Here is a 13,229-nt window from a genome sequence, read left to right on the forward strand (position 1 = left end):
AACAGAAACGAAAGCAGATTGATGAATATGTTTAATATTAGAAGTCGTGATAAAAGATCATTATGGAATTTATCCATCATTGGGATTTATATAGCCCTTGTTTATCTGCCTGATATAACGAGATATAAAAATCTGGTTATCGTGCTTATTGGCATTACAGCACTAACCTATCTGGTGACAGATTTCCGCCAAGTGATGCGTTCCATACGTAGTTCACTGTTTCTATCCATCATGTTATTCCTCGTAGCAATGTTCTATTCAGTAGCGATTTCCGTCGATCCCGCATTGAGTTTTCAAGAGATGAATAAACCCATATTGAATGGACTGTTATTGTTCAGTTTTACTTTTCCTGTCGTACTGTACAAAGAAAATAAAGAAAGTATTGCCAAGATGATTCTGTACTCATTTGCCATTGGTATGCTGGCAATATGCCTAACTGATATTGGTAAATACATTATTAACTACAATAAAGGTGAAATGCCTTTTACCAACTTCAATCACCGAGAATTTTCTTACGGCTTTATTTTCTATTTTCCGGTCTTACTTTGTACTTGGGCATTGTGGAAGAAACATACCTTAGTGAGTTGGCTAATACTGTTTGTTGCTTCCGCTATCAGCCTGTTTTTGTTATTAGGCACCTTAGCTCGTGGCGCTTGGGTCGCCGTTGCCGTCATCACTGCTTTTATCATCATTATTAATCGGGAATGGAAGCTGACCATAATAGCGAGTTTAATCCTTAGTTTTTCAGTTGCACTTTCTCACACTACAATAATAGCTAATGAAAATACTAAATTACTATTTTGGAAGCTGACTCAAACTGATAGCAGTCATCGTTATCAAAATGGCACCCAAGGGGCTGCTCTTGAGTTGATTCTAGAAAACCCAATTAAAGGCTATGGTTATGGCAATAAAGTCTATCATAAGGTCTACAATGAACGCGCTGTTGACTATCCAGACTGGATATATCGCACATCCATCGGCCCCCATAATATCTTTCTGGCACTCTGGTTTGCCGGTGGAATCATTGGCTTGATGACTACTTTACTGATGACCTTCTCAGCACTGTATACGGGTAGCCATATTATTAGCCGTAACAATGGCGTAATAAAGCAAGCCAGTATTATTCTACTAACCGGATTTATCGGATTGTTTATTGTCCGAGGAGCCTTTGAAAATACCTATATCAATGAAATAGGTATTCTATTTGGCCTGATGATTGCTCTATATAAGCAGAAAAACGATTAATCAGACATCTCGGCTATATTATCAAACCGATTATTATGCAGAAATATCCTTCGATATTGTCTGCATAATAAGCTTCGCTCGCTGTTCCCAATTAAAACGCTCTGTCACCAACATTTTTGCATAACTGACTTGTGACCTAGCTTTTCCTGGATTATCTCTTATTAACTGAATCTGTCGAGCAAAACTCTCTGCATTTTCACTGTCAGCAAAACTGACCGCACTTTCATCAACTACATCACGAATCGAAGGAAAATCGGAGATAACCACAGGCTTATCCATCGCCATATATTCAAATAGTTTCAGTGGCGAAGTATAACGACTGCCAATGCTGGTTTTAGTTAATGGCAACAGGCAAATATCATTATCTGCAATTATCTGAAAACGTAATTTAGGTTGAATAAACCCAAGAAAATTAACTTTATCGCCAACCCCCATTTGCTGAGCAATCTGCCGCAATTGCTGAATTTGCCCTGATTCACCACCAGCAATATTCAATACTGCATTTTCAAGGTAAGCCATCGCTTTGATCGCCGTCGGAACACCTTTCCAACGATGCAAACTGCCCAAATAAAGGATCTGGGTTGGTAATTCAGCGTCGTCTGGCGCATGTTTATTTAATGACATCGATTCGACTGCCAGCATATCCACACCGTCTGGCGCAATAACTATTGGCGTGTTGACATTATATTCACTAATAATATCGTCACAGAGTAACGACGTCAGAACGAAAATAATCCTGGACTGACGATAAACAAAGTGTTCAATTTCTCTCAACTTCTGATATTTACGCTGGTTTTTATTTTCACTTAAATCATGCGATTCCTTAAATGACTGGGCAAAAATCTCATGACTTTCAAAAAACAGCGGAATTTCTGGATGTTCACATAATAAATACTTTGCCATTTTCAGATTACGAGTAAAAATGGCATCTACCTCATTTTTCTTCAACCAATGGGAAACCTGGAAATAGAACATTTTTTGGGTATTGAATGGAAAATACCATTTACGCCGAATATTGCGTAAAGATACCAGTCTAACTGATGGTGATAATGAACGCCCCAGTATCTCCTCTGCGGTATTTTTACCTTCCGGCGTAACCAGATATATGCTAGCTCCCTGGCGAGCAAACGCATCAACATTCTGCAAAATTTGCAATGATGCTACCCGATAATCAGGAACCGGATAGGGATCAATATAGGCAATCTTCATTATTTATCGCTTTCAGTAAACGATTTGCCGAATGCTCCCAGGTATACATTGTTTCAATCCGTTGACGAGCCGCTTTTCCCATTTCTTGCCCCCTGTCTGGTTGAGACAATAAAAAATTAACCGCATCGGCAATTGCTGAAGCATCTCCCGGCGTGACCAAAATGCCCGAATTACTTTCGTTACCGACAACTTCGGGTATGCCTCCGATATAACTGGCAATAACCGGTCTGCCACACGCCATCGCTTCCGCAATCGTAATCCCAAACGCTTCGTCACCAATACTTGGAAAAATCCCCGCATCACCAGCAGCATAATATTCAGGCAACTGATCATGCCCTACCGGTGGATGGAAGATGACCTGTTTTTCCAGCCGCAGTGTCGCAACCCGCTTTTCCAGGCGTTGCAGATCTTCACCCGCCCCGATAATCAGCAACTTAACATCTTTATCCTGTAGCTGAGCCACTGCCTCAATAGCCACATGCATGCCTTTCCAACCAACCAACCGCCCGGCAAAGGTCAGCAGAAATGTTTTATCACTGATCCCAAGACGAGTTCTGACAGAAGAGTCTATTGGCCTAAATTTATTAATATCAACACCGTTGTAAATCACCTGCGGAAATTGTTTAAAATGGTGTTGAATCTGCCAGGCATTAAAATGGCTGCACGCCACCCAAGCTGAAATTCGCTTACTTAGCTTTCTGTCACCCTTGAAAAAACTGGTGCCGCCGCTCATATAGCAAAATTTAGTACGACTCTCTTTTGGCATCATTCGAGGCCAGAAAAAATCAAATGGCTTGGTCAGAATAATCCAGTCAAAATCTTCAGCAACAACCGTATCATGAGCATGGCGAGCAAATGAGTAGCGTTCAATAATACGCTGAAAACGCCGACCAATATTAATCACTTTCTCTCTGGGAATGAATGGAAAAGTATGAATCTGAATTACCCTTCCATTGAGTTCTGGCTGGACATCACCCTTCCCACCAAAAATATGGATCTCATGACCGGCATCAGTCAACGCTTTCGCAAGTTCCCAGACTGCCGTCTGAATACCACCGTAAGACATCGTTACCGTGACATCAACCAAACCTATTTTCATCTTTTTTTCCTGACGACGTAGTTTCTAGTAACTTTTGCGTTGCCTGCCAGACTTGTTCAACAGATATTGCAGACATCGAGTCTTTACGTGTGGCTTGCATATAGTGAACCGGATGTTCAATAACCGCCAAATGTGAATGCTGTTGAGGCGCTAAAAAGCAGCCAGGGTGAAAACTATGATACATAGCAACCATCGGGATACCCAAAGCACCGGCTAAGTGTGTCGGCCCTGTATCAACACCAACATATAAATCAAGTCTACTCATTATTGCTGCATTCTGTCGCATTGTTAGTCTACCAACCAATGAAGTACACTTTTCAGCCCCTAATCTTTTCGCCAGTGACTGTGCAGTAATTTTGCCGTCAGTACTGCCTAATAACATAATATGCGACTGGGGATAACGGCTATAAATGTGTTGCGCTAATTGGTAAAAATGTTCAACCGGCCAATCACGATAAGCTTTTGCCGGGAAACTTTGTAACTGAAAACCAATCAGGAGTTTATTCTCTAAATGATACTGCCGCATAAAACTATCGGCAAAATGTAACTCCTTTTCACTAACACAATAATTCAACCGCCAGTCACTTACCTCAACATCTACCGCACCAGCAAGCATGGCCCGTTCCTGTTGAGCAGGCATCAACACCTTTGGCTTTTCCACAGTCAGCCAATCAGGTTGCAACGTGGACTTATCTGAAAATGAAACTGTTAAGCGCGATTTACGTTTTGCGTACTGCAATAAAGGTTTATCGTCACTATATACTAAAGCCAGATCATAATGTTTACGGGTAAACCAACCACACCATTTTGCCTTACCTTTCGAAAAAGCAGTCAATTTATTGATATCATTTATATTTTCAAGGATTTGTTTAGTCCTTTTATGAGCCATAACATCAATATTCGCACCAGGCCATTTCTGCTTTAAAGCACGAATCACCGGTGTTACCAATAAGGTATCACCGAAACGTGCTACAACAATGACCAGAATATTCTTGATCTGCATAAGACAATTATCTAATTAATCTGCTATAAAATTCAACAAAATATACAAAAAAAACATTTTTGCATACAATTGATCGCAATAGGGTGATTTAACTAATAATCAACTTCAAAGTGATTTAATATCAATAAGTTGATATTACCCAAAACCATAAACCAAAGAATAAGGACCAGAATAAATCTTAAAAAATGTTAACGTTTTTTACCTTTAATGCTGTGAAAAAAGATATTTTCCATTTTATCCAACATATTATCTATGCCAAATAAAGCCATTGCCCGCTTTAATGAACAATGACCGAATTGCAAGCGCAGTTCATTATTATGCATCAACAAATCTAAACTTTTCGTCAATAACTCTGTATTTCTGGGTTCCACGATATAACCCGTTTCACCATCAACTACCGCTTCGGCAATTGCACCAACAGAGGTTGATACAACAGGTATCCCACACGCCATTGCTTGCATAATGCCTTGTGGCACGCCTTCATTACCAAAAGAAGGTAATGCAAATAAATCCATCGCATTCAAGCAATCAGGCACATCCTGACGGTTGCCTAAAAAAATGACGCTGTTTGACAAACCTTCTCGCTTTACTAATGGTTCCAATGATTTACGTTGTGGACCATCACCAACAAACAAAAGTTGCCAATCAGGATATTTCTGGTGCAAAACTTTCCAGCTTTCTAACAGATAGCGATGCCCTTTCCAGGTTCTCATGGTCGCTACGACACCTAATGTCGGTTTATCTTGAATTCCAATCCGCTGACGGCAAACTTTCTTATCTTCTGGTCGGAAACGATCTAAATCGATGCCGGTGGGCACTGATGTCATATGTTGTAATGGATAATGATTATTGGTGTGCAGATATTGGCGTAGTTTTTCACCGGTAGTCGCAATATGTCGGCATGCTCTCAGATACAACCAACGGGTTGATATTGAATGAGAAACATGGGTAGAAACATGCCTGGTTCTGACCATTGGCGGCATATGCCTTAACGTCGTGCAAGCCGCAGCAACCAACCATGCATCTGTCGAGCTATGTGTATTAATAACGTCAAATTGACGGCCTTCTTTTTTCAACCAATGACGCATAGCAAGAAAGCAGGACAGCCGCTTTTTCTCAATAGGCAGAGCTACTGCCGGCACACCATAAGATTTTGCTTCACGGTAGATATTCGAACCAGGACAACAGACAATAACCACGTTGTGTCCACGTTTTATCATTCCTTGGGATTCCGTCAGAACACGAATTTCCTGACCACCCCAACCACAAGAAGATTCCGTATGTAAAATATTTAGTTTTTCTTTAGCCATTTCGGTTTCATATCCAGCCTACCGGAAGGCGCTAGTATAGCGAAACAACATCTTACGTCTACGAATAACAGGATATATATGAAATGCAGAGAAGAATCAGTGAATATCTGTTAAAACTTTTCAGACAACAAAAAACCCGGCCTAGGCCGGGTTTTTATCAAATCAACCAAAATTTTATTTAATCTTGGCTTCTTTATACATAACATGCTGACGAACAACTGGATCAAATTTTTTCATTTCCAGTTTCTCAGGCATAGTACGCTTGTTCTTCGTAGTGGTATAGAAGTGACCAGTACCAGCAGAAGAAACTAGCTTAATTTTATCGCGAATACCTTTAGCCATTTTTCAGCTCCTTAGTACTTCTCACCGCGGGTACGAAGCTCAGCCAAAACTGCATCGATACCCTTCTTATCAATCACACGCATACCTTTAACAGATACACGCAGAGTTACAAAGCGCTTCTCGGACTCAACCCAGAAACGGTGGGAATGCAGGTTAGGCAGAAAACGACGCTTAGTCGCATTCAATGCATGAGAGCGGTTATTACCACTCATCGGGCGTTTGCCAGTAACTTGGCAGACTCGGGACATGTCTATTCTCCAAAAATCAAATCAGCTCGAGCTTTGTATTGGGTATGGCCGCCTCGTCAGGCTTAGGAGCCCATCTCAGCAAATTCTACTGAAAAGACTCACATTTACTCAGAAAATGTGCTGAGATAGGCTCTTCTCGCCAAACCAAAGATCCTCAAAGGTGGCGTAGTATACGCCCTCAATCGCTGACGCTCAAGTCCCGCACAACCAAAGATCCACAAGGATCTTGAAAAAGTTAGCTTAAATCCATCCTCGCTCAGCAAATGAGACACAACATTGCCGGCCAATAACCAGATGATCCAGCACTTTTACACCAACCAAATTACAGGCATCAATCACTTTATCTGTAACAATCTTATCTGCCAAACTTGGCTCTGCATGACCTGATGGATGATTATGAGCCAAAATAACGGATGAAGCATTCACCTTTATCGCTGATCGGACAATTTCACGAGGATGAACTTCAACTTTATTAATTGTGCCTTTAAACATCTCCTCATGACAGATGACTCTATTTTGATTATTGAGAAACAACACAACAAATATTTCCCGATCACGCCCCGATAATAGGTTTTGCAAATACTCTTGAGTCACGCTTGGACTACTCATAATATCCTCATGCATGAACTGGCTGGAAAAAAAACGCTTTGCCAGTTCTGCGATAGCCTGCAATTGTGCATACTTGGCTAATCCCATTCCTTTATGAGAACAAAAAGTGTCATAATCAGCAGAGAGTAAATGGTACAAAGAGCCAAATTCTTTCAGTAGAAATTCAGCCATTCGTAAAACAGGCAGTCCTCTGGTCCCGGTACGCAAAAAAATAGCCAGTAATTCAGCATCTGTCAGAGACACCGAACCATAAGCCAACAATTTTTCTCTGGGAGCTAAATTTGAATATATTTCTCCTGTATTTTCAGCGATATCAACTCCCATATATTCATCTCCCTGTTCTATTTCACCTGATACGAACAGTATTCCATGCCTTGAATATAAGGGCGAATATCATATTCAAGAGCTGCGTAGCCGCTCGCAAACTTATTCTTTTTTACCATCAAAGCTCAGACTCTGCTCAACTCTGTAATCTCTTGTGATAAAATCTTGGCCCCTTGCAACTTAATATTCGGACAATCATGATGGCAGGACTTTCCGGCAAACAGATTGTGCTCGGTATCAGCGGAGGGATAGCCGCTTACAAAACTCCCGAGCTGGTACGTCGCCTGCGCGATCGCGGCGCACAAGTACGTGTAGTAATGACACCAGCAGCAGAAGCGTTTATTACACCAATGACGTTGCAGGCGGTTTCTGGTTATCCCGTGTCTGATGACTTGTTAGATCCGGCAGCAGAAGCGGCGATGGGGCATATTGAGCTTGGCAAGTGGGCCGATCTGATTATTCTCGCCCCCGCTACCGCTGATTTACTGGCTCGCTTGGTAGTCGGTATGGCAAATGACCTCGTGACAACGGTCTGTTTGGCCTCCCCAGCCCCAATTGCCGCAGTGCCCGCAATGAATCAACAAATGTTTCGAGCTCAAGCAACACAACATAATCTCAAACATCTTGAAGAACGAGGCGTTCTCCTGTGGGGACCGGACAATGGCAGCCAAGCTTGTGGTGACGTTGGCCCCGGCAGAATGCTAGATCCCTTGGCGATTGTCGAACTCGCTGAGCAACATTTTCAAACCAATCGGGACTTAGCTCACCTAAAACTTGCTATCACCGCTGGACCAACCCGAGAAGCACTAGATCCCGTCCGCTTTATCAGCAACCACAGCTCCGGCAAAATGGGGTTTGCTATCGCCCAAGCTGCGGCAACACGTGGTGCGGAAGTCACCCTTATCACTGGTCCCGTTAATTTACCGACACCACCGGGAGTCAAACGAATCGACGTCACCAGCGCCCTGGAAATGAATGAACAAGTACAGGCAGTTGCGGGTTCACAGAATATCTTCATTGGTTGTGCTGCGGTTGCAGACTATCGCGCGAAACAGATTGCCGAAGAAAAAATTAAAAAACAGGGTGATGAGATCACTTTTACCCTGATAAAAAACCCGGATATTGTTGCCAATGTAGCAGCAATGCAGGAAAACCGCCCTTTTGTGGTTGGATTTGCGGCTGAAACCCAGAATGTGGAAGAATACGCACGAAAAAAACTGAACCAAAAACATTTGGATCTGATTTGTGCAAATGATGTATCCCTTACCGGCCACGGCTTTAACAGTGATACTAATGCATTACATTTGTTCTGGCATGAGGGAGAAATCCGTTTACCTCATAGTAATAAGTTATTACTTAGCCACCATTTATTAGACGAGATAGTCAAACGCTATGATGAAAAAAATCGACGTTAAAATTCTTGACCCACGTATCGGGAGGGAATTTCCTTTGCCAACTTACGCCACGCCAGGCTCCGCCGGTTTAGATTTGCGGGCTTGCCTGGACAATGCGGTAGAACTGGCTCCAGGCCAAACAGAACTGCTGCCAACCGGGCTTGCTATTCACATTGGCGATGAACAATTGGCAGCCGTTATTCTGCCTCGTTCAGGTCTTGGACATAAACATGGCGTCGTTCTGGGTAATCTTGTGGGGTTGATTGATTCTGATTACCAAGGTCAGCTAATGGTTTCCGTCTGGAATCGTGGTGATAAAACTTTCACTATCCAGCCAGGAGAACGTATTGCTCAGATGGTTTTTGTACCCGTCGTCCAGGCTGAATTCAATCTGGTAGAAGATTTTGAAACCAGCGAAAGAGGCAGCGGTGGTTTTGGTCATTCCGGTCGCCAATAAATCTCTGTAAAACCTAAAACCATTTAACCCATTATCATATTCTTTGCTCAAAACCCCGTTGAGCAAAGAATTACTGATTTTATTTGTTTTGCTGTTCTTAACAAAGGTCTTGTCAGACATGGCAGAAAACGAAAATACGAAGAAAAGAAACAGGCGCGAGGAGATCTTGCAGGCGCTGGCGCATATGTTGCAATCCAGTGATGGCAGCCATCGAATCACTACCGCTAAACTGGCCGCCAACGTGGGCGTTTCCGAAGCTGCCCTATACCGGCACTTTCCTAGTAAAACCCGGATGTTTGACAGCTTAATTGAGTTCATTGAAGACTCATTAATTTCACGGATTAACCTGATTCTGCAAGACGAGAAAGATACCACGGCTCGTATTCGCCTGATATTGATCCTGATTCTGGGTTTTTCAGAAAAAAATCCCGGTCTGACCCGCATCATGACAGGCCATGCTCTCATGTTTGAACAAAACCGGCTGCAAGGGCGCATAAATCAGTTATTTGAACGAATTGAAGTACAGATCCGTCAAGTTTTAAAAGAGAAAAAATTACGTGATGGGCAAGGTTTCAGTTATGATGAGTCGTTATTAGCTTCTCAGTTACTCGCATTTTGTGAAGGGATGCTATCACGTTTTGTACGCTCTGAGTTCCACTATCGTCCAACACAGGAATTTGAAGCGCGCTGGCCATTATTATTGGCTCAGTTACAATAAGTTATTCTACTACTCACCCCGCCCGTTATTGGGCGAGGGCTTTTTTTTGAAGCTTATCTATCAGATACCGTACTGCGCACGATAGGCTTTTACTGCATCCAGATGATCTTTCATCTCTGGTTGACCACTCAAATAATTAATCAAATCATTCAAAGTAATGATAGAAAACACTTTGCAGCCATAATCTCTTTCCACTTCCTGAATTGCCGAGATTTCACCATTCCCACGTTCCTGACGATCAAGACAAATCATTACGCCGGCAAGCGTCGCATTATGCTGCTTGATAATCTCCATCGATTCACGGATAGCTGTACCTGCGGTAATAACATCATCAACCAGAACAACATTGCCTTTAAGTGAGCTACCAACCAAAGTACCGCCTTCGCCATGATCTTTAGCTTCCTTACGGTTAAAACAATATGGCATATCAATATCATGATGCTCTGCCAGTGCGACTGCCGTTGTCGTTACAATTGGAATACCCTTGTACGCGGGTCCGAATAACAAATCGCACTGAATACCGCTATCCAACAAGGCTGCTGCATAAAAACGCCCGATTAACGCCAAATCACGCCCAGTATTAAACAACCCGGCATTAAAAAAATACGGGCTTTTACGTCCTGATTTCAGGGTGAATTCCCCAAATTTCAGTACCTGTTTTTTTAGCGCAAGCTCGATAAATTCGCGCTGATAGGCTTTCATTGGTGTCTCTCCTTCTTTTCATCATAGTTATGGCCACACAACAGGCATAAAAAAGGCGACTACTCTGTCGCCTGATCAACTTATTATTTTAATGCATTTCTCTGCGCTGAAAAAATGTCCTCTAATCCTCCTTTGGCAAGGGCCAATAAGGATAACAACTCATCATGGCTAAATGGCTCGCCTTCCGCTGTGCCTTGCACTTCAATCATCCGGCCATCTTCCATCATTACGACATTCATATCAGTTTCAGCAGCGGAATCTTCCACATATTCCAGATCACAACGGCCTTCACCATCCACAATGCCAACAGAGACCGCAGCAACCATTGATTTCAGAGGACTCACTTTCAGCTTGCCTGCTTCAACCATTTTATTCAACGCATCAACTAGCGCGACACAAGCACCAGTAATAGAAGCTGTACGGGTACCGCCATCAGCCTGAATAACATCACAATCCAGCGTAATGGTGTATTCACCTAGCTTTTTCAGATCAACAGCGGCGCGTAGCGAACGGGCAATTAAACGCTGAATTTCCATCGTCCGGCCGCCCTGTTTGCCTTTAGCTGCTTCACGAGCATTTCGGGTATGAGTAGAACGCGGTAACATGCCATATTCCGCCGTCACCCAACCCTGCCCCTGACCTTTCAAGAAACGAGGAACCCCTTCTTCAACGGAGGCATTACATAACACTTTGGTGTCCCCAAACTCGACTAAAACCGAACCTTCCGCGTGCTTAGTATAATGACGGGTTATAGTGATAGGACGCACTTGTTCTGCCGCTCTTCCTGTTGGGCGCATAGTGTTATCTCCGTTGTTAAATCATTATTGGGGGCGCATTATACGGCCTAACAGGGCTAATTCCTATCCTGCATCTACAACGAGCGTTATAATCTCTTAATCTTTTGTTTAAATTGGGAACGAATCATGATCCGTAGTATGACTGCTTTTGCACGGCGAGATATTAAAAGTGAATGGGGAAATGCAGCTTGGGAACTACGCTCCGTTAATCAGCGTTATTTAGAAACTTATATCCGCCTACCAGAACAATTCAGAAGCTTGGAACCGGTGATTCGTGAACGTATTCGTTCCCGTCTGACTCGCGGAAAAGTTGAGTGCAACCTGCGTTTTGAACTGGACTCACGCGCTCAAGGCGAACTTATCCTGAATGAAACTTTAGCAAAACAGCTAGTCAATGCAGCGAACTGGGTCAAACAACAGAGCAACGAAGGTGAAATCAACCCTGTTGATATTCTGCGTTGGCCTGGCGTTATGGCAGCAGAAGAGCAAGACTTAGATGCTATCAACACTCAATTGTTGAAAGAGCTGGATATAGCGCTGGATGCTTTTATTCAAAGCCGTGAAGCCGAAGGCAATGCACTTAAAATTATGATTGAGCAACGTTTGGATGCGGTGACCGAAGAAGTCAGTAAAGTTCGCCAACAAATGCCTGAAATCATGCAATGGCAACGGGAACGCCTGCAAACCAAACTGGAAGAAGCACAGGTACAGCTCGAAAATAACCGTCTTGAGCAAGAGTTGGTTTTACTCGCTCAACGCCTTGATGTGGCAGAAGAGTTAGATCGCCTTGATGCCCACGTCAAAGAAACCCGTAATATTCTAAAGAAAAAAGAAGCCGTCGGCCGCCGCCTGGATTTTATGATGCAGGAATTCAACCGCGAATCTAATACGCTTGCCTCCAAATCTATCAATGCCGATATCACTAACTCCGCTATTGAATTGAAGGTGCTAATCGAGCAGATGAGAGAGCAGATTCAGAATATTGAGTAACGTTTCATACTGACTCAAAAATCCAACGCATGTTTCTGGTGTACTTAAAAGAGCACTTATCAGGTTTTAAGTACACCCTCCAAAACACAGGTGGATATAGCGGAAAATTCACAGACATACCAATTCGAACATGGATAAAGGAATGAAGAATCTTTGCTAAGAACCCGGACAGAACAAACTATACCTGTGCAATTGTAAAATTTGTACAGCTATAGCAGTTCCATTATTGATGCTTCATCCTTTTGGCTGATTGAATAACATGCAATCTAAGTGTACGTTTAACATGTACATTTCAGGAGGAATAATATGCGCACATATACATCAACCCAAGCCAGAGCTAATATTTCAACTTTGTTGGACACAGCCGTCAACGGTGAACCAGTTGAAATCACCCGCAGGAACGGCAGCGCCGCTGTGGTAATTAGCAAAGCTGAATACGAGAATTATCGAAATGCCAAACTGGATGCCGAGTTTGATCACATTATGCAGCGCCACGGGCATACTGTAGAGGCGTTGACCGACCGATGATGTGGGTGAGCGCACAGGAAATTATCGCATTCCATCTTCGTTACCATGACATTCCTCTATCGTAATGGCATACAGATCCTTGATAGCGACAATACACTGGAAAATCTGACTGTAGATGCCGCTACTGGTGAGAAAAGCGTTAGCCAGTTGGCGCAGTATTTACGGGAGCTGGTAGAAAATATTGACTCACTCAGCTAAGTAACCCTGTTTTTCCCGTACTTAAATTTAAACTTTCCTTTTAGTCCACATTAATA

The 13,229-nt window shown here is 42.8% G+C and carries 15 protein-coding genes and 1 pseudogene; 7 read left to right on the plus strand and 9 right to left on the minus strand.

Annotation, left to right across the window (positions count from 1 at the left end):
- The first annotated feature begins 27 nt into the window (after positions 1 to 27).
- Complete coding sequence (gene rfaL / locus TI10_RS19200) at positions 28 to 1,245, plus strand: O-antigen ligase RfaL (RefSeq protein WP_049585043.1); 1,218 nt, start codon at positions 28 to 30, stop codon at positions 1,243 to 1,245.
- 33 nt (positions 1,246 to 1,278) lie between these two features.
- Here rfaL and TI10_RS19205 read toward each other — a convergent pair whose 3' ends face one another.
- From TI10_RS19205 to radC, 7 genes are all read right to left on the minus strand, one after another.
- The gene (locus TI10_RS19205; RefSeq protein WP_049584955.1) at positions 1,279 to 2,454 is read right to left on the minus strand and encodes a glycosyltransferase family 4 protein; all 1,176 of its coding nucleotides are present in this window, start codon (positions 2,452 to 2,454) and stop codon (positions 1,279 to 1,281) included.
- Positions 2,435 to 3,553, minus strand: coding sequence for a glycosyltransferase family 4 protein (locus tag TI10_RS19210; protein WP_049584956.1), 1,119 nt, complete (start codon positions 3,551 to 3,553; stop codon positions 2,435 to 2,437). The genes TI10_RS19205 and TI10_RS19210 overlap by 20 nt, the downstream gene beginning before the upstream one ends.
- On the minus strand, positions 3,534 to 4,556 hold the full coding sequence (locus TI10_RS19215) for a glycosyltransferase family 9 protein (RefSeq protein ID WP_049584957.1): 1,023 nt from the start codon (positions 4,554 to 4,556) through the stop codon (positions 3,534 to 3,536). The genes TI10_RS19210 and TI10_RS19215 overlap by 20 nt, the downstream gene beginning before the upstream one ends.
- A 188-nt stretch (positions 4,557 to 4,744) precedes the next feature.
- Positions 4,745 to 5,866 carry a glycosyltransferase family 4 protein gene (locus tag TI10_RS19220; RefSeq protein ID WP_049584958.1) on the minus strand — a complete coding sequence of 374 codons (1,122 nt, stop codon included), beginning with the start codon at positions 5,864 to 5,866 and terminating at the stop codon, positions 4,745 to 4,747.
- A 174-nt stretch (positions 5,867 to 6,040) separates the two neighbouring features.
- Positions 6,041 to 6,208: a 50S ribosomal protein L33 gene (rpmG, locus tag TI10_RS19225; protein WP_010847629.1), complete on the minus strand. Its 168-nt coding sequence runs from the start codon at positions 6,206 to 6,208 to the stop codon at positions 6,041 to 6,043.
- 11 nt (positions 6,209 to 6,219) lie between these two features.
- Complete coding sequence (gene rpmB / locus TI10_RS19230; RefSeq protein ID WP_011148921.1) at positions 6,220 to 6,456, minus strand: 50S ribosomal protein L28; 237 nt, start codon at positions 6,454 to 6,456, stop codon at positions 6,220 to 6,222.
- Positions 6,457 to 6,696: 240 nt separating this feature from the next.
- Positions 6,697 to 7,389 carry a RadC family protein gene (gene radC, locus TI10_RS19235; protein WP_049584959.1) on the minus strand — a complete coding sequence of 231 codons (693 nt, stop codon included), beginning with the start codon at positions 7,387 to 7,389 and terminating at the stop codon, positions 6,697 to 6,699.
- A 197-nt stretch (positions 7,390 to 7,586) separates the two neighbouring features.
- Here radC and coaBC point away from each other — a divergent pair, with 197 nt between their 5' ends.
- From coaBC to slmA, 3 genes are all read left to right on the plus strand, one after another.
- On the plus strand, positions 7,587 to 8,804 hold the full coding sequence (gene coaBC / locus TI10_RS19240) for a bifunctional phosphopantothenoylcysteine decarboxylase/phosphopantothenate--cysteine ligase CoaBC (protein ID WP_049584960.1): 1,218 nt from the start codon (positions 7,587 to 7,589) through the stop codon (positions 8,802 to 8,804).
- Entirely contained in the window at positions 8,782 to 9,240 is a 459-nt protein-coding gene (gene dut, locus TI10_RS19245) for a dUTP diphosphatase (protein ID WP_049584961.1), read from the plus strand. Before coaBC ends, dut begins: the two co-directional genes overlap by 23 nt.
- A gap of 118 nt (positions 9,241 to 9,358) precedes the next feature.
- Positions 9,359 to 9,958 carry a nucleoid occlusion factor SlmA gene (gene slmA / locus TI10_RS19250; protein ID WP_049584962.1) on the plus strand — a complete coding sequence of 200 codons (600 nt, stop codon included), beginning with the start codon at positions 9,359 to 9,361 and terminating at the stop codon, positions 9,956 to 9,958.
- 60 nt (positions 9,959 to 10,018) lie between these two features.
- Here slmA and pyrE read toward each other — a convergent pair whose 3' ends face one another.
- Together pyrE and rph are read right to left on the minus strand one after the other, a co-directional pair.
- Positions 10,019 to 10,660, minus strand: a complete 642-nt coding sequence (gene pyrE, locus TI10_RS19255; RefSeq protein ID WP_049584963.1) for an orotate phosphoribosyltransferase — start codon at positions 10,658 to 10,660, stop codon at positions 10,019 to 10,021.
- 83 nt (positions 10,661 to 10,743) lie between these two features.
- On the minus strand, positions 10,744 to 11,457 hold the full coding sequence (gene rph, locus TI10_RS19260; RefSeq protein WP_049584964.1) for a ribonuclease PH: 714 nt from the start codon (positions 11,455 to 11,457) through the stop codon (positions 10,744 to 10,746).
- Between the two features lie 126 nt (positions 11,458 to 11,583).
- Between rph and TI10_RS19265 the strand changes: the two genes are divergently transcribed.
- From TI10_RS19265 to TI10_RS25280, 3 genes and pseudogenes are all read left to right on the plus strand, one after another.
- Positions 11,584 to 12,447: a YicC/YloC family endoribonuclease gene (locus TI10_RS19265; RefSeq protein ID WP_049584965.1), complete on the plus strand. Its 864-nt coding sequence runs from the start codon at positions 11,584 to 11,586 to the stop codon at positions 12,445 to 12,447.
- A gap of 306 nt (positions 12,448 to 12,753) precedes the next feature.
- Entirely contained in the window at positions 12,754 to 12,975 is a 222-nt protein-coding gene (locus tag TI10_RS19270; protein ID WP_049584966.1) for a type II toxin-antitoxin system Phd/YefM family antitoxin, read from the plus strand.
- Between the two features lie 30 nt (positions 12,976 to 13,005).
- Positions 13,006 to 13,173: pseudogene (locus tag TI10_RS25280) on the plus strand (type II toxin-antitoxin system death-on-curing family toxin); the annotation flags it as partial.
- Positions 13,174 to 13,229 lie beyond the last annotated feature (56 nt).

The organism is Photorhabdus luminescens subsp. luminescens (assembly GCF_001083805.1).
GTDB classification, from domain to species: Bacteria; Pseudomonadota; Gammaproteobacteria; order Enterobacterales; family Enterobacteriaceae; genus Photorhabdus; species Photorhabdus luminescens.

Excerpts from the sequence above, each read along its gene's own strand:
- rfaL (WP_049585043.1), top strand. The coding sequence starts at position 28 with ATGTTTAATATTAGAAGTCGTGATAAAAGATCATTATGGAATTTATCC.
- TI10_RS19205 (WP_049584955.1), bottom strand. The coding sequence starts at position 2,454 with ATGAAGATTGCCTATATTGATCCCTATCCGGTTCCTGATTATCGGGTA.
- TI10_RS19210 (WP_049584956.1), bottom strand. The coding sequence starts at position 3,553 with ATGAAAATAGGTTTGGTTGATGTCACGGTAACGATGTCTTACGGTGGT.
- TI10_RS19215 (WP_049584957.1), bottom strand. The coding sequence starts at position 4,556 with ATGCAGATCAAGAATATTCTGGTCATTGTTGTAGCACGTTTCGGTGAT.
- TI10_RS19220 (WP_049584958.1), bottom strand. The coding sequence starts at position 5,866 with ATGGCTAAAGAAAAACTAAATATTTTACATACGGAATCTTCTTGTGGT.
- rpmG (WP_010847629.1), bottom strand. The coding sequence starts at position 6,208 with ATGGCTAAAGGTATTCGCGATAAAATTAAGCTAGTTTCTTCTGCTGGT.
- rpmB (WP_011148921.1), bottom strand. The coding sequence starts at position 6,456 with ATGTCCCGAGTCTGCCAAGTTACTGGCAAACGCCCGATGAGTGGTAAT.
- radC (WP_049584959.1), bottom strand. The coding sequence starts at position 7,389 with ATGGGAGTTGATATCGCTGAAAATACAGGAGAAATATATTCAAATTTA.
- coaBC (WP_049584960.1), top strand. The coding sequence starts at position 7,587 with ATGATGGCAGGACTTTCCGGCAAACAGATTGTGCTCGGTATCAGCGGA.
- dut (WP_049584961.1), top strand. The coding sequence starts at position 8,782 with ATGATGAAAAAAATCGACGTTAAAATTCTTGACCCACGTATCGGGAGG.
- slmA (WP_049584962.1), top strand. The coding sequence starts at position 9,359 with ATGGCAGAAAACGAAAATACGAAGAAAAGAAACAGGCGCGAGGAGATC.
- pyrE (WP_049584963.1), bottom strand. The coding sequence starts at position 10,660 with ATGAAAGCCTATCAGCGCGAATTTATCGAGCTTGCGCTAAAAAAACAG.
- rph (WP_049584964.1), bottom strand. The coding sequence starts at position 11,457 with ATGCGCCCAACAGGAAGAGCGGCAGAACAAGTGCGTCCTATCACTATA.
- TI10_RS19265 (WP_049584965.1), top strand. The coding sequence starts at position 11,584 with ATGATCCGTAGTATGACTGCTTTTGCACGGCGAGATATTAAAAGTGAA.
- TI10_RS19270 (WP_049584966.1), top strand. The coding sequence starts at position 12,754 with ATGCGCACATATACATCAACCCAAGCCAGAGCTAATATTTCAACTTTG.